Origin of the sequence: Brucella sp. BE17 (assembly GCF_039545455.1) — a bacterium.
GTDB lineage: Bacteria > Pseudomonadota > Alphaproteobacteria > Rhizobiales > Rhizobiaceae > Brucella.
In genome coordinates this window covers 1,216,928-1,241,684 of sequence record NZ_CP154468.1, presented here as the reverse complement: position 1 = coordinate 1,241,684, position 24,757 = coordinate 1,216,928, and the positions used below count along the sequence as shown (strand labels likewise).

Sequence of the window (24,757 nt, the reverse complement as noted above, 5' to 3'; positions counted from 1 at the left end):
TTTTATTTGACCAGCGGGCATCCGCCCTGATCGAGAGAGCGGAAGACCGTTTCGCCCGGCATGGTCTTCACGATCTTATAGTAGTCATAGGGGCTGCTGGACTCTTTGGGCTTCTTGACCTGTACGAGCAGCATGTCGTGCAAGACCCGTCCGTCTTCGCGAAGTAAAGTTTTGCCGAACAGGGGATCCTCGAAGGTTTCCCGCTGGCGTATGGCGCGCACAAGAGCTGCACCATCCTCCGGTGACCCTACCTTTGCTACCGCATCCAGATAAGCAAGCGTTGCCGAATACGCGCCAGCCTGGTTCATGGTCGGTTTACGGCCACGGTTCAGGGCCGCAAAGCGCTCGGCGAAGGCGCGTGTCTGGTCGTTGCGGTCCCAGTAAAAGCCGGTGGTCAGCAACAGTCCCTGTGCTGTTTCAAGACCTGTGGAATGGATGTCCGACAGGAACATCAGCATTCCGGCGAAGGTCTGGCCTCCGCTCATCATACCAAATTCTCTGGCCTGTTTCAGCGCGTTGATGGCGTCTCCGCCGGTGTTAGCCAGCGCAATCACGTCCGCTCCACTCGCCTGTGCCTGAAGCAGATAGGAAGAAAAGTCCACCGCATCCGTCGGGTGACGTACAGAACCCATAACCTTGCCGCCGCTCGCCTTTACAACGTTCGACGCATCGCGTTCGAGGGAATGGCCAAGTGCGAAGTCGACGGTAAGGAAATACCAGTTCTTCTTCCCTTCCTGTGTCAGCGCGTCAGCGGTGCCGTGAGCGAGCGCCCATGTGTCATAGGTCCAGTGAACAGAATTTGGTGTGCAGGCCGGGCCTGTCAGATCGGATGTGCCCGAAGCGGTCAGCAGGGCAACCTTGTTCTTTTCGTGCGTGAGAGGAGCCAGAGCGAGTGAAATGGCGCTCGTCGGCATGTCCACCAGCGCATGCACGCCTTCCGTATCGAACCATTTGCGTGCAATTGCCGAGGAGATGTCAGATTTGTTCTGCGCGTCAGCCGAAATAACCTCGACATTGAACCCCTGTGCCTCGGGCTTCTTCATGAAGTCTTCGACCGCCATGCGGGTGGCAATGACGGACCCTTCGCCCCCAATGTCGGAGAAGATGCCGCTCATATCGGCCAGCACCCCCAGTTTCACGTCAGTCTTTTGCTGTGCCATGGCAATATTCTGCAAGCTGGCCGCAGCCGCAAGTGCACAAAGTCCGATCACGATCCCCTTCATGAGCTCCTCCCAAAGCTTGTTATGCTGGCCGTTTGAAAAGGCTTGTACGAGCGAAGCCAGCTATCATTAATCCATATATAAGAATTTTTAATCCTTGTATATGGATAATTTACGGCAGCATAAAGTCTGTTTCAGAGGTGTGCGTGGGGGGGCAGGGGCCCCTGAGGAGCGGTTCGACGCCGCATGTGGCTGAACTGGCTCGGCTGACGAATGGCACATCATTAGTAAGGATAGATATTCGGGCGGGCGATGGTGCGCCTGGGCTATGTCGCGCCTGATCGATAAGATCGCGGCGCGCAGGGCTGCACCAGAGCAAACGATGGCCGCCTCTGTTGCAAACTCGCAGAATACTGCTGACATCTTTCGCGGAGGTTTGGGCCTATGCACCCGAACTGTTTAGCGCCGATCCCAGATGCATCCCCATCAACTGGTTGAGATGGTCGGCCATTTCCTCCGAGCGATCCTTCATCCGGAATAAAGGACCAGCCACTGCAACAGCCAGAATACGCTGATCGATTCTCAGCGGAACAGCCACACCGCAAAGATCGGGATTATATGCCGAAGCGCTCGAGAACCAGCCTCTGTGCAGCGAGGTTCGAATACTGTTTTCGACAGCCTCGATGCTCATCGGAGTTCCTTCGCCGTAGCGCTCGAACACTGTTTTGCGCAGGGTAGAGTTCCGCTGGGTTTCAGTCATCTGACAAAGCAGCGCCTGCCCTGTCGCGGTCGCGTAGAGCGGGACACGGTTGCCCGCTTTAGCCGCGTAGCGTATGGAGGCTGCAGCTTCGATGACTTCGAGAAAGACCGCATACTGTCCGCTTGGCGCTGCAATCCAGACAGTTTCCCCCGTACGCTGTGCCAGATCGTTAAGCATCCCCAGCAGAACATCGGGAAGCGGCTCGGCCGCTGCTATTTCTTGCGCCAGGGCAAGCCAGCGCGAAGTCGGAAAGAAGCCCCCTCGCGCTCGGGGTTCGTAGAGAAATCCCCGTTCCACAAGTGTCGAAAGAAGATTGAATGTGCTCGACCTTGGCCAGCCGAAATGTTGCGAGACTACGGCCAGGGTTGCGGGCTTTTTATGCGCCGCAAAAAATTCAAGTATCTCGAGAACGTTCGCCGCCTGTTTTACGAGCAAGTTAGACCACTCTCTTGGAGCTTCCGGCGCACTCCTTTAATAATTGACGACACCAGCCGGACGGCATCGATAACCCACTTCGAGGGTACTTCAGGAAGGGGCGCTCGACAATCCGTGAGCGTGTGAAAACGGTACAACTCTTTGAAGTGGGGCTATTAATCCTGTGGATCGCAAGAGGTGACGCTGAAAAAAAGTGCGTGGTTCGCGATTGATTTCAAAGGATACCATAATTTTATCCATATATATGTACTAATAGTGCACTATTGTGTATATGGTCTGGATCGTAAATCGGGAGAACGCGTTATGGGACCATTGGACGGGCTACGCGTCGTCGACATGACGACGGTTTTGATGGGTCCTTATGCCACTCAGATTCTGGGCGATTACGGAGCGGACATCATCAAAGTGGAAGCACCGGAGGGCGATGTAATCCGCCAGATCGGACCAGCTCGACATGATGGGATGGGACCTGTTTTCATGAATTCCAACCGGTCGAAACGTTCGATCACGCTGGACCTCAAAACGCCCGGTGGGCGCGACGCTCTTTTACGTTTATGCACTCAAGCGGACGTGCTGATTTTCAACGTGCGTCTGAAGGCCATGGAAAGGCTTGGTCTTCTGTATGAAGACGTCGCTGCGGTCAATCCTCGTATCATTTATGTAGGACTTTACGGTTATGATCAGGCCGGACCTTACGCAGCTCGTCCGGCTTATGACGATCTGATACAGGGGGCGTCCACGCTTTCCTATCTCTTTACACGCGTGAACCACGGTGAGCCGGGTTATGTTCCTGCTGCGATTTCCGACCGGATCGTCGGTCTTTCGGCCATTAATGCCATTCTGGCGTCGGTTGTCGAGCGCAGCAGGACAGGGGAAGGGCAGCGTGTCGATATTCCCATGTTCGAAACGATGGTGAGCCTTTTGATGAGCGATCATCTTGGCGGTCTGACTTTCGATCCTCCGCTTGATAATGGCGGTTATGCGCGGCTTCTGTCGCACAATCGCCGTCCCCACAAGACAAGCGACGGGCATATCTGCGCTCTGGTTTATACCGATGCGCATTGGCAGCGTTTCTTCAAGGCGATCGGCCAGCCGCATATGGCGCAAACCAATCCAAGCTTCGCAACCTTCGTCTCGCGAATAAAGCATATCGATGAAGTTTACGGCTGGCTGTCGGAGGTGTTTCTGACCCGAAGCACCGGCGAATGGCTCGCTCTTCTCGAAGAAGCGGACGTGCCTGCAATGCCGATGCATGATTTCAGGTCCATTCTCGATGATACACATCTGGTTTCTACCGGGTTTTTCGAACGCGTCGATCATCCCAGCGAGGGAGCGATACGCTCCATGAGCGTCCCGGCTCGCTGGTCGCGCACACCGGCGTCCCCCGTTCTTCTCGCTCCGCGTCAGGGCCAGCATACGATTGAAATCCTAAAGGAAGCAGGCTTCAGCGATAGCGAGGTGAATGCGCTTATCGCTGACGGCGCCGCCATGGATGAACGGTAACGCCGTCTATGGCTGTCGACTGAACCCCGACGGAGTCGTTCACATCTTCAATTCGGCATATCCGGCAAGGAGCGGAACCAGATTATGGCGGGACTATATTTCGAAGATTTTGTTATCGGCCATGAGTTCGCCCATGAGTTGAGCAGAACCGTGACGGAAGCTGACAATATCACGTTCAGCCTGATGACCCTCAATCCGCAGCCCCTGCATATCGATGCTCATTTCGCGGCACAAACGGAGTGGGGGCAACCGCTGTTCAACAGTCTTTTTACGTTGGGGATCATGATCGGCATGAGCGTTTACGATACTACACTGGGCACGACGGTTGGTAATCTGGGCATGTCTGACGTCCGCTTTCCGCATCCGGTTTTCCACGGTGATACGTTGCGCAGCCATACCACGATCGTGTCCAAACGCGAAAGCCGGTCGCGGCCCGATGCCGGGCTGGTAGAGTTCGAGCATCGCTGCATGAATCAGGACGGGATTGTGGTCGCCGTTTGCCGGCGTATGGCGCTGATGCGCAGGAAGGATGCCACCTGATGCGTTCTCTGCTCTTCGTACCCGGAGACAGCATTCGTAAATATGAGAAAGCGCGTGGCAGCGATGCGGATGCGCTTATACTCGATCTGGAAGATTCGGTCGCTCAGGAAGCCAAAACAACTGCACGGCAAACGGTCGGCCAGATGTTAAGAACACCGGCGACGCCCCAGAAACGTTTCGTGCGTGTCAATGCGTTGGATACGGGCATAACCCTTAACGACCTCGCCAGTATTCTGCCTTTAGCACCGGACGGAATCGTCCTACCGAAATGCCGGTCGGGTACGGATATACATACGCTGTCCCTTTGGCTCGATGGGTTGGAGGCGGCGAACGGGTTGGTGCCGGGTTCCACCGAGATTATTGCCATCGCGACGGAGACGCCGGAATCCCTGTTTGGTCTGGGTAGTTATCGCGATGCCACGCCAAGGTTGCTTGGGCTGATGTGGGGTGCGGAAGATCTGGCGGCATGTCTCGGCGCGCTCACCAACAGCCGGGACGGCATTTATGAAGAACCGTTTCGTCTCGCACGTAATCTGTGTCTGATGGGTGCCGCCGCGGCCGGTGTCATGGCTATCGACGCGGTTTGTGCCGATATACGCAATCTCAATCGTGTTGAGGCTGAGGCGGCATCCGCACGCCGGGATGGCTTTTCAGCGAAGGCTATCATCCATCCATCACACATAGAGGTGGTCAATCGGGCCTTTCTGCCCGACGAAGAGGAAGTGGCGCAAGCGCGCCGCATCATCGCGGCTATCGAGGCCAGCCCAAATATTGGCACGGTCAGTCTGGATGGACAGATGATCGACAGACCCCATGAAAAGGCGGCCCGAAAGATATTGGCTGCAGTTGGGCAGTACGGTACGCGCTGAACTTTGCGGCGAAGCGAAACAAAGCCGGTATATGTACCGGCTTTGTTGTATTTTTCAGTATTCTGTAAGGTTGTCGATCGTACCGAATCTGTTTCGCGCGAAGCTTTTATCGGCAGGTAAAACCACCGTCGATGGGCAGAGCGACGCCGGTTACGAAGGAAGCATCGTCGGAAGCCAGCCACAGGGCCGCATGAGCTACTTCTTCCGCCTTGCAAAGGCGTCCTAGCGGCACGGCGGTCAGCATTTTCGCCAGATTGGCTGCAGCCTCCTCCGGGTCGCCGCGGCGGCTTGTGAAGCCGGGGCCCATCGGGGTGTCGGCAAGGCCGGGGCATACGACGTTGACGCGAATATTGTCGGGGGCGAAGGTCTGCGCCAGAGATTTGGTCAGGCCGACGACACCAAATTTTTGCAGGGAATAAATAGGCGCGAACATCGAACCCACCAGCCCTGAAACGGATGCGGTGAAGATCAGCGATCCGCCGCCGCGTTTGCGCATGTGCCCGACGACTTCGCCGGCCGCCACAACTGCCGATGTTACATTGAGCGATATCGATTTTTCGTACGCTTCGAGATCGAGATTTTCGATGCCGCCGGGGCCGGGCGTCCCGGCGTGAGCCCACATGACGTCTATTCCGCCCAGCTTTTCCGCCGCCACATGCACCGAACTTTTCGCCTCCGCTGTATCGGAAAGATCCGCAGCAACGGTTTCAAGCTCATAACCTTTCGACGCCATCTCATGGCTGAGTTTTTCGAGCGCTTCGGCATTGACATCGATCGCCGCTACCTTTGCGCCCTCGCGCAGGAAAAGCTCCACCCCAGCACGTCCCATCCCGGAAGCGGCGGCGGTGACCGCCACGAGTTTGTTCGCCAGACGCATATTCATTTCCTCTCGTTGGTATTTCAGTCTGCATAAGCGTCAGGAAAACGCCCCGTCGTGCTGATCACGGTGGTGCGCGTTTCCAGATAACTATCCAACGCCTCAATCCCGTTTTCCCGTCCCCATCCACTGGCTTTGAAGCCGCCATAAGGCGTTGTCCAGCGGATGTAACGATATGTGTTGACCCAGACCATGCCAGCGCGGATGCGTGAGGAGACACGGTGCGCGCGACCGACATCATTCGTCCACAAACCGGCCGTAAGCCCGTACGTGGTGTCGTTCGCTATGGCGACGGCTTCTTCTTCGCCGTCGAATGGAATGATGGTTGCGACCGGCCCGAAAATTTCTTCGCGCGCGATACGCATGTCGTTATTCGCATTGGCGAACACGGTGGGTTCCACGAAATAGCCGCCCGCCATGCCGTCGCGCTGGATACGACGTCCGCCGGTGATCAATTCCGCACCGTCTTTCCTGCCGATATCAATGAAGGCTAGTGTTTTTTCCAGCTGCTCGGTGTTGTTTTGCGGCCCCATATGCGTTGCCTGATCGAGCGGCATGCCGACCCGGACTTTGGCGGCGCGCTGCGCGAACGCTTCCACGACTTCATCGTAGATGGAGCGCTCGACAAGCACACGGGAACCGAGCGCACAGCTTTGTCCGGCAAGCGCCCATGCGGAACCGGTGGCGGCGTTCAGCGCCTGTTCGACATTCGCATCCGCGAAGATTATATGGGGAGCCTTGCCGCCGAGCTCGAACGAAAAGCGCTTGAGCGTATCCGCGCCGGTCTTGAGAATGGCTTTCGCCGTAGCGCCTTCGCCGGTGAAGGAAATCTTGTCGACGTCGGGGTGCGCGGTCAGTCTCTCGCCCGCGCCGTTGCGCCCGTAACCGGGCACGACATTGACGACACCAGCGGGAAAGCCGGCTTCGTGAAACAGCTTCGCCAGTTCAAGAGCAGTGACCGGCGTTTGCTCTGCTGGTTTGAGGACAACCGTACAGCCTGCTGCCAACGCCGGCGCGAGCTTCCAGCAGGCGATCATGAGCGGTGCGTTCCACGGTGTGATCGCGCCGACGACGCCAAGGGGTACACGCGAGGTAAAGGCGTGCACACTGTCATCAATGGGAATGGTGCGCCCATCGAGCTTGTCGGCGAGGGACGCGAACCAGCGATAAGTGTTATGATGCCCACCAACGTCCAGACGCGATTCACGGATTGCACGCCCGGAATCGCGCGTTTCCAGTTCAGCCAACGCAGCGGCGTGCGATTGATAAAGATTAGCAAACTTGTACAGCAGTGCAGCACGTTCCTGTGCCGTTGTTTTGCTCCACGGACCTTCGAAAGCCGTTCGTGCTGCGGCAACTGCGCAGTTGATATCCTTTACGCCGCCATAAGCCACACGCGCCCACGGTCTTCCCGTTGACGGATCTATGCTTTCCATCGTACCGCCGTCGATCGGAGCAACCCATTCACCGCCGATATAAAGGCTGTCATAGGCGCGAAGCGACGTCTGTGAAAGTCCCTGTGTGTTCGTATCGTTTGTCATAAACCTGTACCTTTTGTACATAACCGTGGACATTTAGATGTCTAATTGGAAACATGTCAATAGTTACCGGGCTGACTGGTCGGGAATTGTTCAGCGTTCCGCGCCCGCTTGCCATTGTTCGAAAGCAAACTGTGTTTTCGCACCTACCCCCAGCCGGGGCTCGGGAGGGGGCCAGTTGGGGCCTTTCATTTTCAGGCGATCACTGAGAAGCTGTGATTGGGCGTTTTGCGCCAGATCGGCGAGCAGTTTTCCTTGGATTGATCCCCTGATGACGCCCGCTCCGCCACAGCCGACGGATGAAAAGACGCCGGGTCGTGCCTCACCGAAATAGAAATTGCCATTATGCGTAACGGCAGTGAGGCCACCCCAAACGAACTCGAACGCATGATTTCGCATGTGTGGAAACCGGTTCCGGTACAGTTTCGTAAGCATGGCGCGAACGGCTTCAGGCTCCAGTTCCTTTTCATATGAATCACCGCTTCTAATCAGCAAGCGACCATTGGTCTTTCTCATTGTGGTTCCCATGCGATGGGCGGGGAGAATGCCCCATTTGCGTTCTTCGCCCAGCAGTGCTGCTTCGCTTTCATCCAACTCCGGGGTAAACGCACCATAGGTATAGATGCCGATCATCCTGTTGCTGGCGATGCCGAAGGCACGGGCGTGCAGATTGTTGTTTATGAATACGCGATCTCCGATGAACTCGCCACGATTGGTCTGAATGTGGAACGGCTTCTGGTCACTCAAAGCATGGACCGCGGTTTGCTCCAGCAGCGTTATTGTCGGCGGCAGCGTGTCCGCCAGTCCGCGATGTAGAGCCGCCGGCTGTACAAGCGCGCGCGTGAGTGACTTAACACCGCAGCGGTAATAGTTCGTACCGATCAATTGCGACAGCGCGTCCTGACTGTATTCTCTGGGTTCAATCCCCATTTCAGAGAGGTCCGCCTTGTCGCGCGCGCGATTTTCTCGACAGCCGGTGTCGCGGCGGCGGTGACGGCTAGCGGCGTGTCGTCCCAATCGCAATCGATCGCATGGGCCTGCACCTGCGAGCGCAGCAGATCGAAACCAGCCTGAACGATTGCCATTTGCCGGTTGGCCCAATCATCGGCGAATTCAGCGGCATTCGCACTCGGCTCGCCGGGATTGATCGAAAGATAACCGGAATTTCGCCCGGAAGCGCCTTCACCGATTGTCGATGCTTCTATCAGCAGCGTTTTTCGTGTGGTGCCAGATGGGCAAGACGGCGCGCTGTGGCCAGACCCGTAAAGCCGGCACCGATAACAATGTTGTGGAACCGTTTCTCCGTGGGCAGGCTGGTTTTGGGCGAACGTCGCGGCAAGAGCGCGTTCCATCCAGAGCCGGATTTATATCTGGGAGCGGCGTGCATGTGTTATCTCCAGTATTTATAACCCGATATCGCCCGGCCCGCGTATCCGGGCTGAAAGCAGGTCAATCCAGAATGTTGCGGATCGCCTGCATGAAAATCCGCGCGCCGATGCCGATAAGTTCATCGGGAAAGTTGTAATCCGGATTATGCAGTCTCGGATGGTCTTCACCGGCCGCAGCAGGAACATGGCCGATGGCGCGACGTTACGGAAAAGACCGAAATCCTCACCCGGTCGAATGGGAAGAATGTCGTCCCGCGAGCCATGCTTCACACCTTGCTGGTCGAACGCGCGACGCAGTTCCAGTACTGCTTCGGGATCGTTGAAGCATTGGTGGAAAATCTGATGATAACTGATCGACAGGGTCAGTGAAGCGGCTTCTGCCTCCTGACGAACGAGGTTTTCCGCCTCTGTCGTGAGATCGGCCATACGATCATCGGTGAGTGTTCGCAGAGTTACCCAGATGTCTCCGTAGCCGGGGCTGACGCCGAAATTCTCATTGCCGATTACGGCGTGGGTGATAGTAGCCTGAAGAAAATTATCGTCGACGACGATGCCGTTGCCGAGTGCGGACAGGCGCTAAAGAAGGTTTGCGATTGCCAGTGTCGGCGCGATCCCTTCCTCGGGCGAAGCGGCGTGCGCAGTCTTTCCCGAAAAGGTGATTTTCATGCCGCGCGTGGAGCTATTGACGGAGCCTTCCTTCAACGCAACAAATCCGAACGGAAGACCCGGAAAATTATGCTGTGAGAGGACCAGATCGGGCTTGAGCGCAACAAATTTCGGATCTTTCAGCACTGCGGCGGCTCCAGTGCCATTTTCTTCGGAAGGCTGAAACAATAGTACCACGCGGCCACGTCGGGGACGGCTTTGTTTCAGTCCGAGCGCGAGCGCTAGAAGCGTCGCGCTGTGGCCGTCATGGCCGCACAGATGCCCCTTGCCGGGGCTTTCCGAACGATAGGACAGGCCCGAAATTTCGTGGATCGGCAAGCCGTCGAGTTCTGAACGGATCATGACCGTAGGGCCGGCTTCCTTGCCGCTATAAACTGCCGCGACGCCCGTTCCTCCGAACTCGCTGACAATGTGATCGGGTCGGGTCTTGCGGAGTTCCGCAATGATGGTGCGCGCTGTCTCGAATTCTTCGCCCGAAACTTCCGGGCGACTATGTAGCCGATGCCGGATACCCACTACAGTGTCGAGTTCAGCTTTTGTAAGAAACATCTTGTCATCCCCTCAGCTCCGGCGAGAAATTCAACATGCGGGTTTCGATGGTGCACGGCCTGCGGGTGGGTGGGAGAAGATTCTATCAAGTAATCATATTTATGAATTAATAATACACGTTTGTGAATAATTTCTGTTTGAGAGGCGCGGTGTCAATTTCCCTCCGCACAAATTGCACGCTTCGCTCGGAAGATATCTTCCCATGTAAAGCGGTTAGGTGGGACCGAAGAGAGGGATTTACAGCGTGAAGGAGGCTTTTACCATTGATTATGGGATTGTCGCTTCCCGAATGAATGCGCTTCCCGCCGTATCAGGGATGGTTGTCGGTGTGCTTGACACGGTATCCATATATGTGTTTATTTAATTCAATATACGGAACTTAATGTCATGGTGAATGTCGCTGCACTCCTTTTGCTTTCCCGGGTAACCACACGCGTTGGCATGGCTGCGTCGAGAACCGACGAGCTTTAAGTGAATAGGAAACGTCACCAGATCAGTATCCATCCCAATATTCCATCGTCGTATCGAGGCGACTTGCAGTGAGAAGCATCTGTAACTGATTGGACAATAATAATAAGAGGCGGAAAGAATGAAGCGACGTGAATTTAACAAGCTGATGCTGACTGGATTGGCTGCATCGGCCTTTAGTCTTATCAAAAATGATGGTGCATTCGCGCAGACGCCGAATGGCGGGTTGATCAGTCTCGTGGAGCCCGAACCGCCAACATTGATTTTGCCTCTCAACACACAGCAGCCGACGATCGTTGTCGCGAGCAAGATCTATGAAGGTCTGCTTGATTATGATTTCGATCTCAATCCGCGTCCGCAACTGGCCAAGAGCTGGGAAATCTCAGAGGACGGGCTTACCTATACATTCCATCTTGTGGAAAATGCGAAATGGCATGATGGCACGCCATTTACGGCCGCAGACGTTGTATTTTCCTGTGATGTAATGTTGAAAGAGGTTCATCCCAGCGCACGCGTGGCCTTCGCACGATGCGAAACCATCACGGCAATCGATGAACATACCGTCGTTTTCAAGCTCAAGGAGCCTTTCGCGGCCTTTCTATATGCCTTCGAGACAGGGCAAGCTCCAATCGCTCCCAAGCATATTTATGAAGGCGGTGATTTTGCCGCAAATCCGGCAAACAGTAAGCCGATTGGTACCGGCCCGTTCAAGTTTAATGAATGGGTTAGAGGCTCTCATATTCATCTCGTCGCCAACCCGGACTATTATCAGGAAGGCAAGCCCGGTCTGACAGAAATCTATTTCCGCATTGTTCCGGATGCGGCTTCGCGTTCCGTTGCCATGGAGACGGGAGAAGCGCAACTCGCGCAGTGGAACGATGTCGAAACTTTTGACGTAGAGCGTCTTGCGGCCTTGCCCCATTTGGCGTTTACCACGAAAGGTTACGAGTTCTTTTCGCCACTTCTCTGGTATGAGGTCAATCTGCGTCGCGAACCGTTCAAGGATGTGCGCTTCCGCAAGGCTATGATGCATCTGCTGGATCGGCAATTCATCGTGGATCGCATCATGTACGGGCTGGCTGCGCCTGCAACAGGGCCCATCTCCTCTACGACGCGGTTTTTCCAGCCAGATTTGCCTGCCTATTCCTTCGATGCAGCCAAGGCGAACGCCATTCTTGATGAAATGGGCCTGACGAAAGGCGCGGATGGAAAGCGTGTGGCGATTAACTTCCTTGTTGCACCTTACGGTGAAATGTGGGCGCGTTTGGCCGAGTATTTCCGACAGGCCATGGCGGCAGGCGGTATCGAGGTTAATCTGGTTTCGACCGATGTCGCAGGCTGGGGGCAGTCGGTGGCGAACTGGGATTACGACGTGACAACCAACCTGCTTTACCAGAACGCCGATCCAGCAATCGGTGTGGCCCGTACCTATCTCAGCACGAATATTCAAAAGGGTGTGCTGTTTACCAATACGCAGGGTTATCAGAACCCGGAAATCGACAGGCTTTTCAATGAAGCGGCAGTTGCGACTTCGGATGAGGTACGGCGCACGCTTTACTCGGAAGCGCAGCGCATTCTCGTTGACGAAGTGCCGGTACTTTGGATGACAGAACAGCGTTATCCAACACTCCACGACAACCGCATCACCGACCTCATAATGGGCGGAACCGGCGTCAATGGCAATTTTGCAAGCGCGCGATACGCATGATGTGGTTCGTTCAGCGGGCATTTGGAAAGGTGGCTGGAATCGTTTTTACGATTCTGGTCATCGCAACCATCAATTTTGCGCTGGTTCATTCGGCACCGGGCGATCCGGCGCTGGTCGTGGCTGGTCAATCCGGTGCGACCGATGAAAAATTCATAGAGCAGGTCCGTAAAGAATATGGGCTGGATCAGCCCTATTTCGTGCAGCTCGGTACATATCTGGGTAAAATCATACGCTTCGATCTCGGCTATTCACATCGTCAGCGCATGGCGGTCGGTGATCTCATCATGGGGCGTCTGGGGCCAACCTTGCTGCTGACCCTGTCGGCGTTTTTCCTGTCGCTCATAGGTGGGGTCCTGTTTGGCGCTATTGCGGCGCGCAGACATGGAAAATGGTCGGATCTCGGTATTTCCTTGATTTCACTGCTGCTTTACGCCACGCCGATATTTTGGCTGGGTCTCATGCTCATTCTGGTCTTTTCGATCAAGCTCGAGTGGCTTCCGGCCTTCGGCTATACCAATATCCGCTCCGCAAGCTATGGCACCTTTGAATATATGCTGGATGTGCTCAAGCATCTGATTCTTCCGACCGTTACGCTTTCCGCAATATATATGGCAGTCTATACCCGTCTGATGCGCTCTTCCCTGATCGAAGTCTCGCATGAGGATCATGTCCGCACCGCACGGGCAAAAGGACTGACGGAAGGAAAAATTCTTCGGCGCCATATGCTTCGCAATGCGGCTGTACCCGTCGTAACATTTGCTGGTCTACAGGCCGGAGCACTAATCGGCGGTTCGGTGGTGGTAGAAACCGTCTTTTCGTGGCCGGGTCTCGGTAGATTGACGTTCGACGCCGTCACTGCCCGCGACTACCCGGTTCTTCTGGGTTTGTTCCTTGTAATGTCGATTCTGGTGATTGCGGTCAATCTCTTGACAGACCTGCTGCATCGTCTGATCGATCCACGCATTGCCGCGCATTAATATCTGTATTTCTGGTTGCCACGGGAGAGAAAAATGAACGATACGCTACGCACTTTCCTGCGGCACCCAGCTGGGATGGTAGGAGTGATCCTTCTGGGATTGGTTTGCCTGATGGCGATTATTGCCCCGCTTCTTTATCCTGCTTCGCCTTGGGAAATGACGGGAATTCCTTTCAGCAGGCCCGGTGAAAACGGAATGTTACTCGGGGCGGATACGCTTGGACGCGACGTGGCGGCGGGCATCGTCTATGGCGCACGTGTTTCCTTACTGATCGGTCTCGCATCCACTTTGACGGCCTTGTGCATCGGTGTATTGCTAGGCTGCATCGCAGGCTATGCAGGCGGATGGGTGGACGCAGCCATAATTCGCTTCACTGAAATTTTTCAGACCGTACCGAGTTTCGTTCTCGCCATTCTATTCGTCGCGATTCTCACGCCTTCCATCGTCACGATTATTCTTGCAATCGGCCTTGTAAGCTGGCCTCCGTTGTCTCGCCTGACGCGCGCGCAGGTGAAAACCATCGCGCAGCGAGAATTCATTCAGGCGGCAAAGTGTCAGGGACAGTCCACGGCCTCGATCGTGGCCCGTCATGTTTTGCCGAATGCCATATCGCCGATCATCGTCGCGGGATCCCTGACGGTGGCTGCAGCCATTCTCATCGAGGCGGCCTTGTCGTTCATGGGGCTAGGCGATCCCAACTATATGAGTTGGGGCTATATGATTGGTGCGGGGCGCACGGTTATCAGGCAAGCTTGGTGGATGAGCCTTTTTCCGGGCCTTGCGATCCTGCTGACGGTCGTTGCGATCAACTTTGTCGGTGAAGCGTTGAATGACGCTCTCAATCCAAGGATTTCAAGAGCATGACCGGACATCTGCTTGACATTGAAAACCTTGTTGTCGGTTTGCCCGACGGTGGCGATCGTACACGCGCGGTCGAGGGCATAAGCCTGACCGTTAATCCCGATGAAATCGTTTGTCTGGTCGGTGAAAGCGGTTCAGGCAAGTCGATGACTGCCCACTCGATTCTAGGGCTGCTTCCGCCGAAGGTCCAGGTGCTGGACGGGTCTGTCCGGTTTGGCGGTCGTGATCTGCTGCAGCTTTCGCCCAAAGATATGCGCGCGCTACGCGGCGGTGAAATCGCCATGATTTTTCAGGAGCCGCTGACGGCGCTGAACCCACTTGCAAAAGTAGGGGATCAGGTTGGTGAAGCCATACGCACGCATGATTCTGCGGCCAGTGCGCGTTCGGTTGCAGCGCGCGTGCAGGGTCTGTTTACGCAGGTGGGGCTGCCGGAGCCACTGACGCTGGCAGAAGCCTATCCGTTCCAGCTTTCAGGCGGGCAAAGACAACGCGTGATGATTGCGATGGCGCTTGCCAACAATCCGCGCCTGCTTATCGCCGACGAACCGACCACAGCTCTGGACGTCACGACACAACGGCAAATCCTCGACTTGATCTGCGAATTGCGGGCGAAGCGCGGTATGGGCGTTCTTTTCATCACGCATGATATTGGGGTGGTCGCCGATATCGCTGATCGCGTTGTTGTGCTGCGGCATGGTCAGGTGGTGGAGGAGGGCCTAGCTGAAGACGTTCTGAATACGCCGCGTGAAAGCTACACGCGCGAACTTTTGGATGCTGTCCCGGGCAGAGGCGCCGTACGCAACTTGCACAAGCAAGGTGGGGCGCTGCTAGAGATCAAAAGTCTCCAGAAGGTTTTCCACAGCAGGCAGGGCCTTATCGCACCGGCGCGTCGCGTCGTTGCCGCCGAAAATATCGATCTCGCTTTGAACCGCGGTGATACGCTGGCTGTGGTTGGGGAAAGCGGTTCAGGAAAATCTACGCTTGCCCGGATGATTCTTCGCCTGATCGAGCCTGACGCCGGCGAGATTTTATTTGAGGGCACATCGGTGCGGGCCATGGGCCGCGAGGCCTTGCGCCAGTTTCGTCGTCGGGTGCAGATCGTCTTTCAGGACCCCTATGCATCTCTTGATCCTCGTTTGAAAGTGGGCGAAAGCATCGTACGCGGGCCGATGGCCTTCGGTGCATCGCGTGCGGATGCACAAGCTATTGCACGTAAGTGGCTTGAAAGAGTTGGATTGGGAGGCAATGCGATTGATCGGTTTCCGCATGAGTTTTCAGGCGGTCAACGGCAGCGTGTCTGTATCGCGCGCGCACTCGCGCTCGACCCCATTTGCCTCATCGCAGATGAAGCCGTTTCAGCGCTCGACGTTTCCGTGCAGTCTCAGGTTCTTGAACTGCTGGCGGAACTGAAGACGGAGATGGGGTTGAGTATGCTTTTCATCACGCATGATCTGCGAGTTGCGCGCGAAATCGCCGACAGGATCGTGGTCATGCAACACGGCCGCGTGGTGGAAGAGGCTGCAGCATCCACATTGTTCGACAAGCCGACAGCCGAATATACACGCCGTTTGCTGGATGCAGTGCCAGGCCGGGAATTTTTTATTGCACACGAGAAGACGATCATCGGGACGCACGTTTGAATTATGTCGCGGGCTCCATGGGATATGATGCAGCATGACCCATGCCAGGACGGCAAGTAACAGAAGCTGAATAGAGGAGCATCAATCATGCGCGACGAACCTTGGTCCTGGACGGCAGCCGATATCGCGCAGTCGATAAGAAAGCGGCGTATTTCCAGCGTCGAGGCGACCAAAAGTGCGCTTGCGCGTATGGCCGCGGTCAATGCGCGGCTTAATGCCGTGGTCGATACGCTTGAGGAAGAAGCGATGGACGCTGCGCGTGCAGCTGACGCAGCACTTGCGCGTGGTGAGAAAACAGGACCGCTACATGGTGTTCCGGTTACGGTCAAGATCAACGCGGATTATGCGGGGCGCGCAACCACGAACGGTGTCAGGGCGTTTGCTGATCTCATAGCACCTGAAGACGGTTCCGTGGTGAGAAATCTTCGCGCTTCGGGTGCTGTGATCATCGGCCGTACCAACACCCCATGTTTTTCCATGCGCTGGTTCACGGAAAACGATCTGCATGGCGCAACGCTGAACCCTCACGATCGGAACCTCACGCCCGGCGGTTCGTCAGGTGGCGCGGGCGCGGCGGTTACCGCAGGCATCGGCGCAATTGCACATGGCAACGACATCGGCGGGTCGGTACGGTATCCGGCGTATTGCTGTGGCGTTTATGGGCTGCGGCCCACTTCCGGTCTGCTGCCCGCCTTCAACCCGACGCAATTTTCCGAGCGCATGATCTCCTCGCAGATGATGGCAGTGCAAGGCCCGCTTGCCCGGTCTGTCGAGGATATGCAATTGGCCATGCAGGCTATGTCCCGTCATGATCCGCGCGATATCTGGCAGGTGCCGATGCCCGAATCTGTCTTGTCACGCGGGATGATACGGTGCCGGGTCGCCCTTTTTGTCGATCACAACGAGTGTGGCATCGATCCCGAAGTCTCTGCGGCTATTCACGGCGCGGCCGCTATATTGCGGGATGAGGGTTTTTCGGTTGAAGAAATACCGATCCCGTCCATCACGGAAGCTGCCGATCTTTGGCGAGTCGTGATGGTAAACGAGATGCGTTCCGGCCTTGGCGGCCAGATCGGGGAGCACGGCGATGCAGCCATTAAATATGCCTATGAGGCGCTGTCGCACGGTGTGCTGGATCTCGACAGGACGGAATTTCTCAAGACACTCGCAAAACGCAGCGCGCTCCTGCGCCAGTGGCAGCTTTTGTTCGCTACGCATCCATTGGTCTTGACGGCTGTAAGCTGGAAAAAGCCTTATCCAATTGGGCATGACCTCAATAATGCTTCGTTTTTCGAAACTTATTATAAAGAGGTTTCGCCAACCACAATGGCGCCTATCCTTGGCCTGCCGGGCATGTCTGTCCCGGTCAAACTTGGCGATGGGATGCCTATAGGTGTTCAACTGCTGGCCAATCGCTTCGGAGAGCGTGAACTCTTTTCTGCCGCTCGTGTGATCGAACGCGCTAACGGTACTTTGCCGCCAGTCATTTATAACGATGATGGTGAATGAGCGGATTTTTTGTGCGAAATTCTTCATTTCGAAATAATTAGCCGGTATCCGGTTGGCCTGATCTGGATAAAGAATGAAAATTACGCCGCGTTATCCGCCAGATGAAACAGGGCGCGATAGATTGACGATATCGTCAATGTCGGCCTGCGGCGGGCGAACCGTCGAAGGACGAGCGGATCATGGCTATGTGTTTTTCCAGCAAACCCACAGCAACTTTTGCAGCGGTGCGCGGGCCGGCCGTTGAAATGTCGATGAAAATTCTGACATCCGGACATACCCATCCTCAGCTTCTCGCACGGTGAACCTGCTCGATTAACCTTGACAGCAGTGCAGCCAACCATTTCGCCTCGTCCTGAGAAACTATGTAGCGCCAACCAGTCGACGTACCTCTACCATTCGTCAGGCATCGAAACCGGAGCGCTGCCGCAATCTCTAACTGTAGTGTACCCTCGGTTGTGAAGCGCACAATCTCACGGCCATCGTAGTGGGAGAGGGGCAAGCCGGCCTGCACATAGGCATAGATGATCGCAGCCGGGCGAGAGTGGAACGACCGTGTCACTTTCCCGACAACCCTGTAGACATCGTGATCACGTCCACCTGGATGCACTAGACGCGTTGGTGCCTCTGAATTGGTAGCACCTACACCGGCACTGAACCTGCCTAGAATCCAGCCCCAGATGGATGAAGCCTCATATCCGTCGCCGCTGACTTTTGTTTCTATCAGTCTGTCGGCTGGCGCCCCATCCGGCAGCGGCAGGGTGTCTCGAACGGACCATTCCAAGGCCTGAGCGAGGTCTGCCACGTCGATGCCTGTTGCACCGAGTAGTGGAGGTACCAGCCTTGAGCGTCAAAGCAACGGAAGGCGCGCCCACCGAGGAGTTGGACGGTCGTTTTAAAATCGGCCTCAAGACGTGCAGGAACTGCACTGGAGACAACTATAATATGATCCGATCCGACGCGCGAATCGATAGTGTGGAGGTCAACAATAATCAAGCTGGCAGGGTTTTCTCAAAACATTAATTTTTCTCTTGCCTCCTCCGTAGAATCTTGTAAAACGATTTACGTAAAACGATTTACGTGAATTCTGCTGGAGGAGGCGGATGACATGGCCGTTTCGATCAAGGATGTCGCCAAGAGAGCAGGCGTCTCCCCTGGAACAGTATCAAACGTCTTCAGCGGAAACAGAGCGGTTAAAGCCGAACTGATCGAGCGTGTGCGCGCTGCTGCTGCGGAGCTTGGATATGAAACGGATCGCGCGGCCTCTCAGTTGCGGGCAAGGAAAGCACGTGTAGTGGCCGCCCTTGTTCCTGATCTCAACAATCCTTTCTTCACAACCCTTATTGCCTCGATAGAGGAGCAGGCACGCCATGAAGGCTTCGACATCATCGTTGCCAGTTCTCATGGCAAGCCTGATGAAGAGGCGAGGCGACTTTCGGCTTTGCTAGCTTGGCGCCCCGGCGGTGTGGTGATCGTTCCGTGCAGCGACGAATTCACGAGCCGTAAAATTTTTGCCGACGCACAGGTTCCCTTCGTCGTCGCGGATCGGGTTCCTTCGTTGTTTCAGGGTGACGCCGTGACGATGGACAATGTCGATGCCGGTACCAAGGCCGCGCAACATCTTGTCGCCCTTGGACATCGCCAGTTTGTCGTCGCCGCTTCGACATTGAAACTTCAAAACATCAGAGAGCGGTGCGCGGGCATAGAAACTGTGCTGGCGAATGAAGGGCTTGCGCCGCCCAAGCTGATTGAGGTGGGCCTCGATTTTGATACGGCAACACAGCGTCTTGCAGGCTTCATGGATGGAGAGCGCCAGGCTACCGCATTTATTGCGCTCACCAATTTTGCGACGCTGGGTATTCTCGCATGTGCTAACAAAAGCGGTCTTTTCGTACCGCGGGATATCTCGGTAGTGGGATTCGATGACTATTCGTGGATGCATGCGTCGACGCCGCCACTGACGGCCATTCGTCAGCCGGTAAATCGCATGGGTGAGGCTATATGGAAGCGTCTCTGCGGACATCTCGACGGTCGTTCGAAACCGGCTTCACGCGAAAAACTGACATGTGAACTCGTTGTAAGGGGGTCTACGGCACCGCCTTGCACAGTTTGAAACAGTACCCATAGCCGGTAACCGTCGGGATGATGACGAGAACGATGTGGTGGAGCCTCTTCACCGCACAGGAAAGCCTTTGCCGACATTTGGGCGCAGTTGGCAAAAGCGTGAAAACGCGCCTTCAACGGAGGAGAATGACATGCAGCCTAAAAGACTGATGAGCTCGATAGCCGTCATGGCACTGCTTAGTGCATCCACAGCCATCGCACAGGAGATCGACTGGAAAAGCCAGCTTGCTGACCATAGTGGCAAGACGCTGCGCGTCATGACGGTCACGGATCCCTTCATCGACTCGATGAATACCGTTAAGGACGGCTTTACGAAACTCACCGGCGCCAATGTTGAGATCGACGGCTACGGCTATGATGCGTTGCATGAAAAGGAGCTTCTCGCCTGTTCCCAGAATGATGGCAGCTATGATGTCTTGCTTATTGACGGTATCTGGATCGGTGAATTCGCCGAAGCGGGTTGTCTCGACAGCGCAGAGGACATGATTGCCGATAACGCCGAGGTCGCAGCTTGGGATGACTTTACTCCCTCTGCCGCGGCAATGGCAAGTTGGGAAGGCCAGCGCATGTGCATGCCGGTCGGCATCTACTACGAACTGATGTATTATCGCACAGATCTCTTCGAGAAGGCCGGTATCAAAGTGCCGGAAACTTTCGAGGAACTCAAGAAGGCGGCTGCTACATTCACGAACAACTCAGAGTTCCCAGGCGTCTATGGTTACGCCATGAACAACAAGCGTGGTGCGGCGGCAGGGCAGCAATGGTTCGAGTGGATCTATAGCGCCGGTGGCAAACCATGGGTGTCCAACGACATCGGTTCAACTGAACCCTACAAGGACCAGACGCCGACATTAAACTCGCAGGAGTCTGTCGACTTGGTACAATTCTTCCGGGATATGGTGGCATTCGGCCCACCCGGCGTGGAATCTTTCGCCTGGGACGAGCGCGCCAACGCTTTCGCAGCTGGGAAGCTGGCAATGATCAATGACTGGTCTGTACGCGCTCAAATTGCCAACGATCCGAAGCAAAGCCAAATTGCTGGCAAGTTCAAAGCGGCGTTGATGCCGCACAAGGATGGTGGCGAGACGATAACACGGATCGGTGGCTGGATCGCCTGCGTCAACACGCATGGTGCCCAGAAGGAAGCAGCCTGGGATTACCTGAAATGGTTTGCAAGCAAATCTGTGCACCGTGATTTTGTTCTCGCAGGGGGGCCGCCGAGCAGGATTTCTGCGATGCAGGACAAGGACGCTCAAGCCAAATTTCCGTGGACCGAAGTGCTTCTGGAAGCTCAGAAGGACGCCTGGGTGGAGGTTCGTCCACGCCACCCGCTCGCGTTCCAGCTTATCGATACTGTCGGCGCACAGGTCAATAAGGCAATCATTGGCGAAAAGAGCGCCAAGGATGCCATGGATGGCGCACAGGAAGATGTAACGAAGCTTTTGAAGCAGAACGGCCTGCTTTGATGCTCTTTGTCGAGGGAGACCTAGTCTCCCTCGACTCCCGATTTGCGGAGGATTTCCCTGATGGCTCACGCCGTTTCGATGACGCGCGCGCCGAAGGCGGCGAAGACACGCTCCTTTTTGCATGGCGATCGGTTTCAGATGACAGCGTTTATCGCGCCGACCTGCATCTTTCTTGCCCTGCTGACTATTTGGCCTTTTATCTATTCGGTCTATCTCAGCCTGCATGCAGTGAAACTAACGGCGATGAAACGGGCCGTCTTTGTCGGCCTGGACAATTATGTAAATCTGCTGACTGATCAGTTGTTTCTTCGTGCCATGCTGAACACGGGTCTGCTTGCGGTGACTTCGATCACTTGCGAGATCGTTATTGCGTTCGTGATCGCGAAAGCCTTCGTCAATCTCAGCCATCTGAAGTGGGTGAACGGGCTGCGCTCGATGTTCATGATACCCATGATGGTGACACCACTGATTGTCGGGATGATCTTCTCTTACGTATTCAATCCAGTGCTCGGTATCGCCAACTATCTGCTCGGTGGCGTTGGTCTTGGACCAATTCCCTGGTTTGGCAGTACCACCGCGGCGATGATCTCCATCTTGTTGATCAATATCTGGCAATGGACGCCGTTCATGATGCTGCTGATAATGGCCGGTCTTCTTTCTATTCGAGCAGATCTCTATGAAGCCGCGCGTGTCGATGGGGCGAGGTGGCATCATGTCCTGCGCTTTCTGGAAATCCCGTCGATTAAAGGCATTGTGTTGCTTGGCATCATTCTGCGTATCATTGATACCTTGCGCTTCTTCGACGTCGTTTATGTGACGACCCGAGGCGGTCCGGGCGACTCGACCATGGTCCTCACGCTCTTTGCTTATCAGCAGAACTTCCAGTTCTTTCAGGCGGGCGTCGGCTCGGCGGCGGCGGTGATCATTCTGGTCATATCCATCGTCATTACCACTTTTGCCGTGAAGCTTCTCAGGAGGATCGAAGATGAATAACGCCTTTCGCCTCCGCGATATCATTCCGCTGATATTGGTTCTGGCCTTTGTCTTCATTTCGGTTGCACCTCTGCTGTGGCTGATGCTTGCGGCATTCAAACCAACAGTCGACATCATTGCCATCCCTCCCGTCTGGGTGCCGGACTTCACCTATCTCAAGAACTTCCACGATGTTCTGACACAGTTCTGGCCGTTTATCGTCAACTCACTGATAGCGACGATCGGGGCGACAGTCCTGGCGCTGGTTTTGGCCGTGCCCACTGCCTTCGCACTTGTCAATCATCGGTTCAAGGGTAGACAGGCGCTGGCCGATTGGATTCTTTCCACACGCATGATGCCGCCAATTGCTGCTGCGGTGCCGCTATTCGTGATCTTTCGTGGCGCTGGACTTCTTGATTCATTGCCCGGTCTTATCATCGCTTATGCGGGATTCAACCTTCCATTCGCTGTTTGGATGACCATGTCTTTTGTTCGTCGCGTGCCAAAGGAGCTCATCGAGGCTGCGCGACTGGAAGGCTGTACCTGGTGGCAGGTTCTAAAGGACGTCGTACTTCCATTGAGTAAAAGCGGCTTGGCAGCTGTCGCGACTTTTGTCTTCATCTTCGCGTGGAATGAATTCATGCTGGCATTGTTCCTGACAACGCGAGAAGCCAAGACTTTTCCCGTTGTTATCTCGTCTTTTGTCGGAACGGGCCGCGTTTACTGGGAATACATTGCTGCAGCCTCGGTCATTCAGTGCCTGCCGCCCGTACTCTTCACTTTCTTCATGCAGAAACACATCGTCTCCGGCGTCACGATGGGCGCTGTGAAAGATTGACAACAACGCTTTAAAGGGAGCTCAAAATGATACCACGACGGGGAGAAAACAAAACCGCGCTGGTTACAGGCGCGTCTCGCGGGATCGGGCGTGCAATCGCCGAGCGTTTGGCTGCGGAAGGTTACAGGGTATTCGCAAATGACCTTGAGGGGCGCAAGGCTGATCTCGCCGACCTGGCTACACCTGTACGAGATGCTGGCGGACTATGTGAGATAGTTTATAGCGATGTCAGCGATCCGAACTCGGTCGAATTGATGGCACGAGATATTTTGACTGCCAGCGGCCATCTTGATCTTTTGGTCAACAATGCCGGCGTGCGTTCCGTCCATCAGGCGAACGAAATTGAGCCCGACGAATGGGACCGGATGTTTGCGGTTAACGCCAAGGGTACGTTCCTTGTCACCAAGGCCTTTCTTCCTCAATTTCAGGAAAGGAAAACTGGCCGTATCGTCAATATTGCGTCCATTGGCGGAAAACGCGGCGGGCCAGGTGAATCGCATTATTGTGCTTCCAAGGCTGCGGTTATCAATTTTACACAAGCGCTTGCTGTGGAAGTCGCAAAGATGGGGATCACGGTCAACGCCGTATGTCCCGGTGTCATTCATACAGAGATGGGGCGAACGCATCTTGAAGACCCCGAAACGCTGAGAAAGGTTCTCGAAAAAACCGCAATGGGTCGTGTGGGCTATCCGCATGATGTCGTCGGTGCTGTCGCATTTTTTGCGTCTGATGATGCGGCCTTCATCACCGGTCAATCGCTTAACGTCGACGGTGGGATCATCTTCGATTGATGCGATATCCAAGCATTGTGCGGCTCCGGCCTGCTTTGATCGAGAGGAAGAAATAGAATGGGTGAAATAGCGCTCCAGAACGTCGAAAAGCGCTTCGGTGATCTCGATGTCATCCGTAATGTCAGTCTCACGGTGAAAGACGGTGAGTTTGTGGTGTTCGTCGGGCCGTCAGGTTGCGGCAAATCTTCGTTGCTACGGCTGATAACCGGTCTTGAGGATGTCTCGCACGGTCAGGTTTTCATCGATGGCCGCGACGTAACGAAATTGGCTCCAGCCGAACGGCACCTGGCCATGGTGTTTCAATCCTACGCACTGTTTCCACACCTGACCGTCGCTGACAATATAGGGTTTGGCCTGCGCGTATCCGGTCGTCCGAAAATCGAAATTCGGGAACGGGTTTTAAAGATGGCCCGCGCGCTGGAACTCGAACCCTATCTTGACCGGTTCCCGCGGCAATTATCTGGCGGCCAGCGCCAGCGTGTTGCCATTGGCCGGGCGATCGTGCGTGAGCCGTCAGCATTTCTGTTCGATGAGCCTTTGTCGAACCTGGACGCCTCGCTGCGCGTGCAGATGCGTCTGGAGTTGATCCGTCTTCATGATGAATTGAAGACGACGATGATCTATGTGACCCATGATCAGGTTGAAGCCATGACAATGGCCGATCGTATCGTGATTATCAATGCAGGCCGTGTCGAACAATTTGACACGCCGATCACCTTATATGATGCACCTGCCAACCGTTTCGTCGCTGGTTTCATCGGCTCGCCAAAGATGAATTTCATCGATGCAAAGGCGAGCGGCCCTCACCAAATCGAGACTTCTGCTGGTAACATCAATATCAGCAATCTCAAGTCTGCGCTTCCTGAAGGCAAGCTCACATTCGGTATCCGCCCCGAACATCTGCGCTACGACCATAGTAGGGGTTTGTGGAAAGGCACGATTCTGGTGGAGGAGCAGCTTGGAAGCGATGCATATTTCACAGTCGATGTGGAAGGGTTGGGGATCGTGACGGTGCGTGCTGTCGGTGAACGTGGTTATCGCCGTGGTGACACCATCTTCCTAACACCTGATGTTGAACGCTCTCATATTTTCGATGCGGAAGGCCAGGCATTGAAATGACC

At 55.2% G+C, this 24,757-nt stretch carries 20 protein-coding genes and 1 pseudogene; 14 read left to right on the top strand and 7 right to left on the bottom strand.

What is annotated here, in order from left to right:
• Window positions 1-2 precede the first annotated feature (2 nt).
• Both AAIB41_RS16965 and AAIB41_RS16960 read right to left on the bottom strand, forming a co-directional pair.
• A complete protein-coding gene (locus AAIB41_RS16965) occupies window positions 3-1,223 on the bottom strand; it encodes an ABC transporter substrate-binding protein (RefSeq protein WP_343315174.1) in 1,221 nt (406 codons plus the stop codon).
• Between the two features lie 379 nt (window positions 1,224-1,602).
• Complete coding sequence (locus tag AAIB41_RS16960; protein WP_343315173.1) at window positions 1,603-2,355, bottom strand: IclR family transcriptional regulator; 753 nt, start codon at window positions 2,353-2,355, stop codon at window positions 1,603-1,605.
• A 303-nt stretch (window positions 2,356-2,658) separates the two neighbouring features.
• On the opposite strand from AAIB41_RS16960, the gene AAIB41_RS16955 reads away from it, so the two are divergent.
• The 3 genes from AAIB41_RS16955 to AAIB41_RS16945 all read left to right on the top strand — a co-directional run bounded on the left by AAIB41_RS16955 (window position 2,659) and on the right by AAIB41_RS16945 (window position 5,267).
• Window positions 2,659-3,858 (top strand): CoA transferase, encoded by a 1,200-nt coding sequence (locus tag AAIB41_RS16955; protein WP_343315172.1) that lies wholly within the window; start codon window positions 2,659-2,661, stop codon window positions 3,856-3,858.
• Between the two features lie 84 nt (window positions 3,859-3,942).
• Window positions 3,943-4,398, top strand: coding sequence for a MaoC family dehydratase (locus AAIB41_RS16950; RefSeq protein ID WP_343315171.1), 456 nt, complete (start codon window positions 3,943-3,945; stop codon window positions 4,396-4,398).
• Window positions 4,398-5,267 (top strand): CoA ester lyase, encoded by an 870-nt coding sequence (locus tag AAIB41_RS16945; RefSeq protein ID WP_343315170.1) that lies wholly within the window; start codon window positions 4,398-4,400, stop codon window positions 5,265-5,267. Before AAIB41_RS16950 ends, AAIB41_RS16945 begins: the two co-directional genes overlap by 1 nt.
• 106 nt (window positions 5,268-5,373) lie before the next feature.
• Here the strand turns inward: AAIB41_RS16945 and AAIB41_RS16940 are convergent, their stop codons facing one another.
• From AAIB41_RS16940 to AAIB41_RS16920, 5 genes and pseudogenes are all read right to left on the bottom strand, one after another.
• Window positions 5,374-6,144 carry an SDR family NAD(P)-dependent oxidoreductase gene (locus tag AAIB41_RS16940; protein WP_343315169.1) on the bottom strand — a complete coding sequence of 257 codons (771 nt, stop codon included), beginning with the start codon at window positions 6,142-6,144 and terminating at the stop codon, window positions 5,374-5,376.
• Between the two features lie 23 nt (window positions 6,145-6,167).
• Window positions 6,168-7,685, bottom strand: a complete 1,518-nt coding sequence (locus tag AAIB41_RS16935) for an aldehyde dehydrogenase (RefSeq protein ID WP_343315168.1) — start codon at window positions 7,683-7,685, stop codon at window positions 6,168-6,170.
• Between the two features lie 90 nt (window positions 7,686-7,775).
• Window positions 7,776-8,612, bottom strand: a complete 837-nt coding sequence (locus AAIB41_RS16930) for an FAD-binding oxidoreductase (protein ID WP_343315167.1) — start codon at window positions 8,610-8,612, stop codon at window positions 7,776-7,778.
• Complete coding sequence (locus AAIB41_RS16925) at window positions 8,564-9,034, bottom strand: FAD-dependent oxidoreductase (protein WP_343315166.1); 471 nt, start codon at window positions 9,032-9,034, stop codon at window positions 8,564-8,566. Before AAIB41_RS16925 ends, AAIB41_RS16930 begins: the two co-directional genes overlap by 49 nt.
• A 97-nt stretch (window positions 9,035-9,131) precedes the next feature.
• A pseudogene (locus AAIB41_RS16920) lies at window positions 9,132-10,285 on the bottom strand (amidohydrolase).
• A gap of 589 nt (window positions 10,286-10,874) precedes the next feature.
• On the opposite strand from AAIB41_RS16920, the gene AAIB41_RS16915 reads away from it, so the two are divergent.
• The 11 genes from AAIB41_RS16915 (at window position 10,875) to AAIB41_RS16865 (ending at window position 24,755) form a co-directional block, all read left to right on the top strand.
• Window positions 10,875-12,461, top strand: a complete 1,587-nt coding sequence (locus AAIB41_RS16915) for an ABC transporter substrate-binding protein (RefSeq protein ID WP_343315165.1) — start codon at window positions 10,875-10,877, stop codon at window positions 12,459-12,461.
• Window positions 12,458-13,438 (top strand): ABC transporter permease, encoded by a 981-nt coding sequence (locus AAIB41_RS16910; RefSeq protein ID WP_343315164.1) that lies wholly within the window; start codon window positions 12,458-12,460, stop codon window positions 13,436-13,438. The genes AAIB41_RS16915 and AAIB41_RS16910 overlap by 4 nt, the downstream gene beginning before the upstream one ends.
• 33 nt (window positions 13,439-13,471) lie before the next feature.
• Window positions 13,472-14,302 (top strand): ABC transporter permease, encoded by an 831-nt coding sequence (locus AAIB41_RS16905; RefSeq protein WP_343315163.1) that lies wholly within the window; start codon window positions 13,472-13,474, stop codon window positions 14,300-14,302.
• Window positions 14,299-15,939 (top strand): ABC transporter ATP-binding protein, encoded by a 1,641-nt coding sequence (locus AAIB41_RS16900; protein ID WP_343315162.1) that lies wholly within the window; start codon window positions 14,299-14,301, stop codon window positions 15,937-15,939. The genes AAIB41_RS16905 and AAIB41_RS16900 overlap by 4 nt, the downstream gene beginning before the upstream one ends.
• 87 nt (window positions 15,940-16,026) lie before the next feature.
• Window positions 16,027-17,448: an amidase gene (locus AAIB41_RS16895; RefSeq protein WP_343315160.1), complete on the top strand. Its 1,422-nt coding sequence runs from the start codon at window positions 16,027-16,029 to the stop codon at window positions 17,446-17,448.
• A 1,105-nt stretch (window positions 17,449-18,553) separates the two neighbouring features.
• Window positions 18,554-19,558, top strand: a complete 1,005-nt coding sequence (locus tag AAIB41_RS16890) for a LacI family DNA-binding transcriptional regulator (RefSeq protein ID WP_343315159.1) — start codon at window positions 18,554-18,556, stop codon at window positions 19,556-19,558.
• A gap of 142 nt (window positions 19,559-19,700) precedes the next feature.
• Window positions 19,701-21,035: an extracellular solute-binding protein gene (locus tag AAIB41_RS16885; protein WP_343315158.1), complete on the top strand. Its 1,335-nt coding sequence runs from the start codon at window positions 19,701-19,703 to the stop codon at window positions 21,033-21,035.
• A 60-nt stretch (window positions 21,036-21,095) separates the two neighbouring features.
• Window positions 21,096-22,028, top strand: a complete 933-nt coding sequence (locus AAIB41_RS16880; protein WP_343315157.1) for a sugar ABC transporter permease — start codon at window positions 21,096-21,098, stop codon at window positions 22,026-22,028.
• Window positions 22,021-22,845: a carbohydrate ABC transporter permease gene (locus tag AAIB41_RS16875; RefSeq protein ID WP_343315156.1), complete on the top strand. Its 825-nt coding sequence runs from the start codon at window positions 22,021-22,023 to the stop codon at window positions 22,843-22,845. The genes AAIB41_RS16880 and AAIB41_RS16875 overlap by 8 nt, the downstream gene beginning before the upstream one ends.
• 26 nt (window positions 22,846-22,871) lie before the next feature.
• The gene (locus tag AAIB41_RS16870) at window positions 22,872-23,636 is read left to right on the top strand and encodes an SDR family NAD(P)-dependent oxidoreductase (RefSeq protein ID WP_343315155.1); all 765 of its coding nucleotides are present in this window, start codon (window positions 22,872-22,874) and stop codon (window positions 23,634-23,636) included.
• Window positions 23,637-23,693: 57 nt separating this feature from the next.
• Entirely contained in the window at window positions 23,694-24,755 is a 1,062-nt protein-coding gene (locus tag AAIB41_RS16865; RefSeq protein ID WP_343315154.1) for an ABC transporter ATP-binding protein, read from the top strand.
• Window positions 24,756-24,757: the final 2 nt, after the last annotated feature.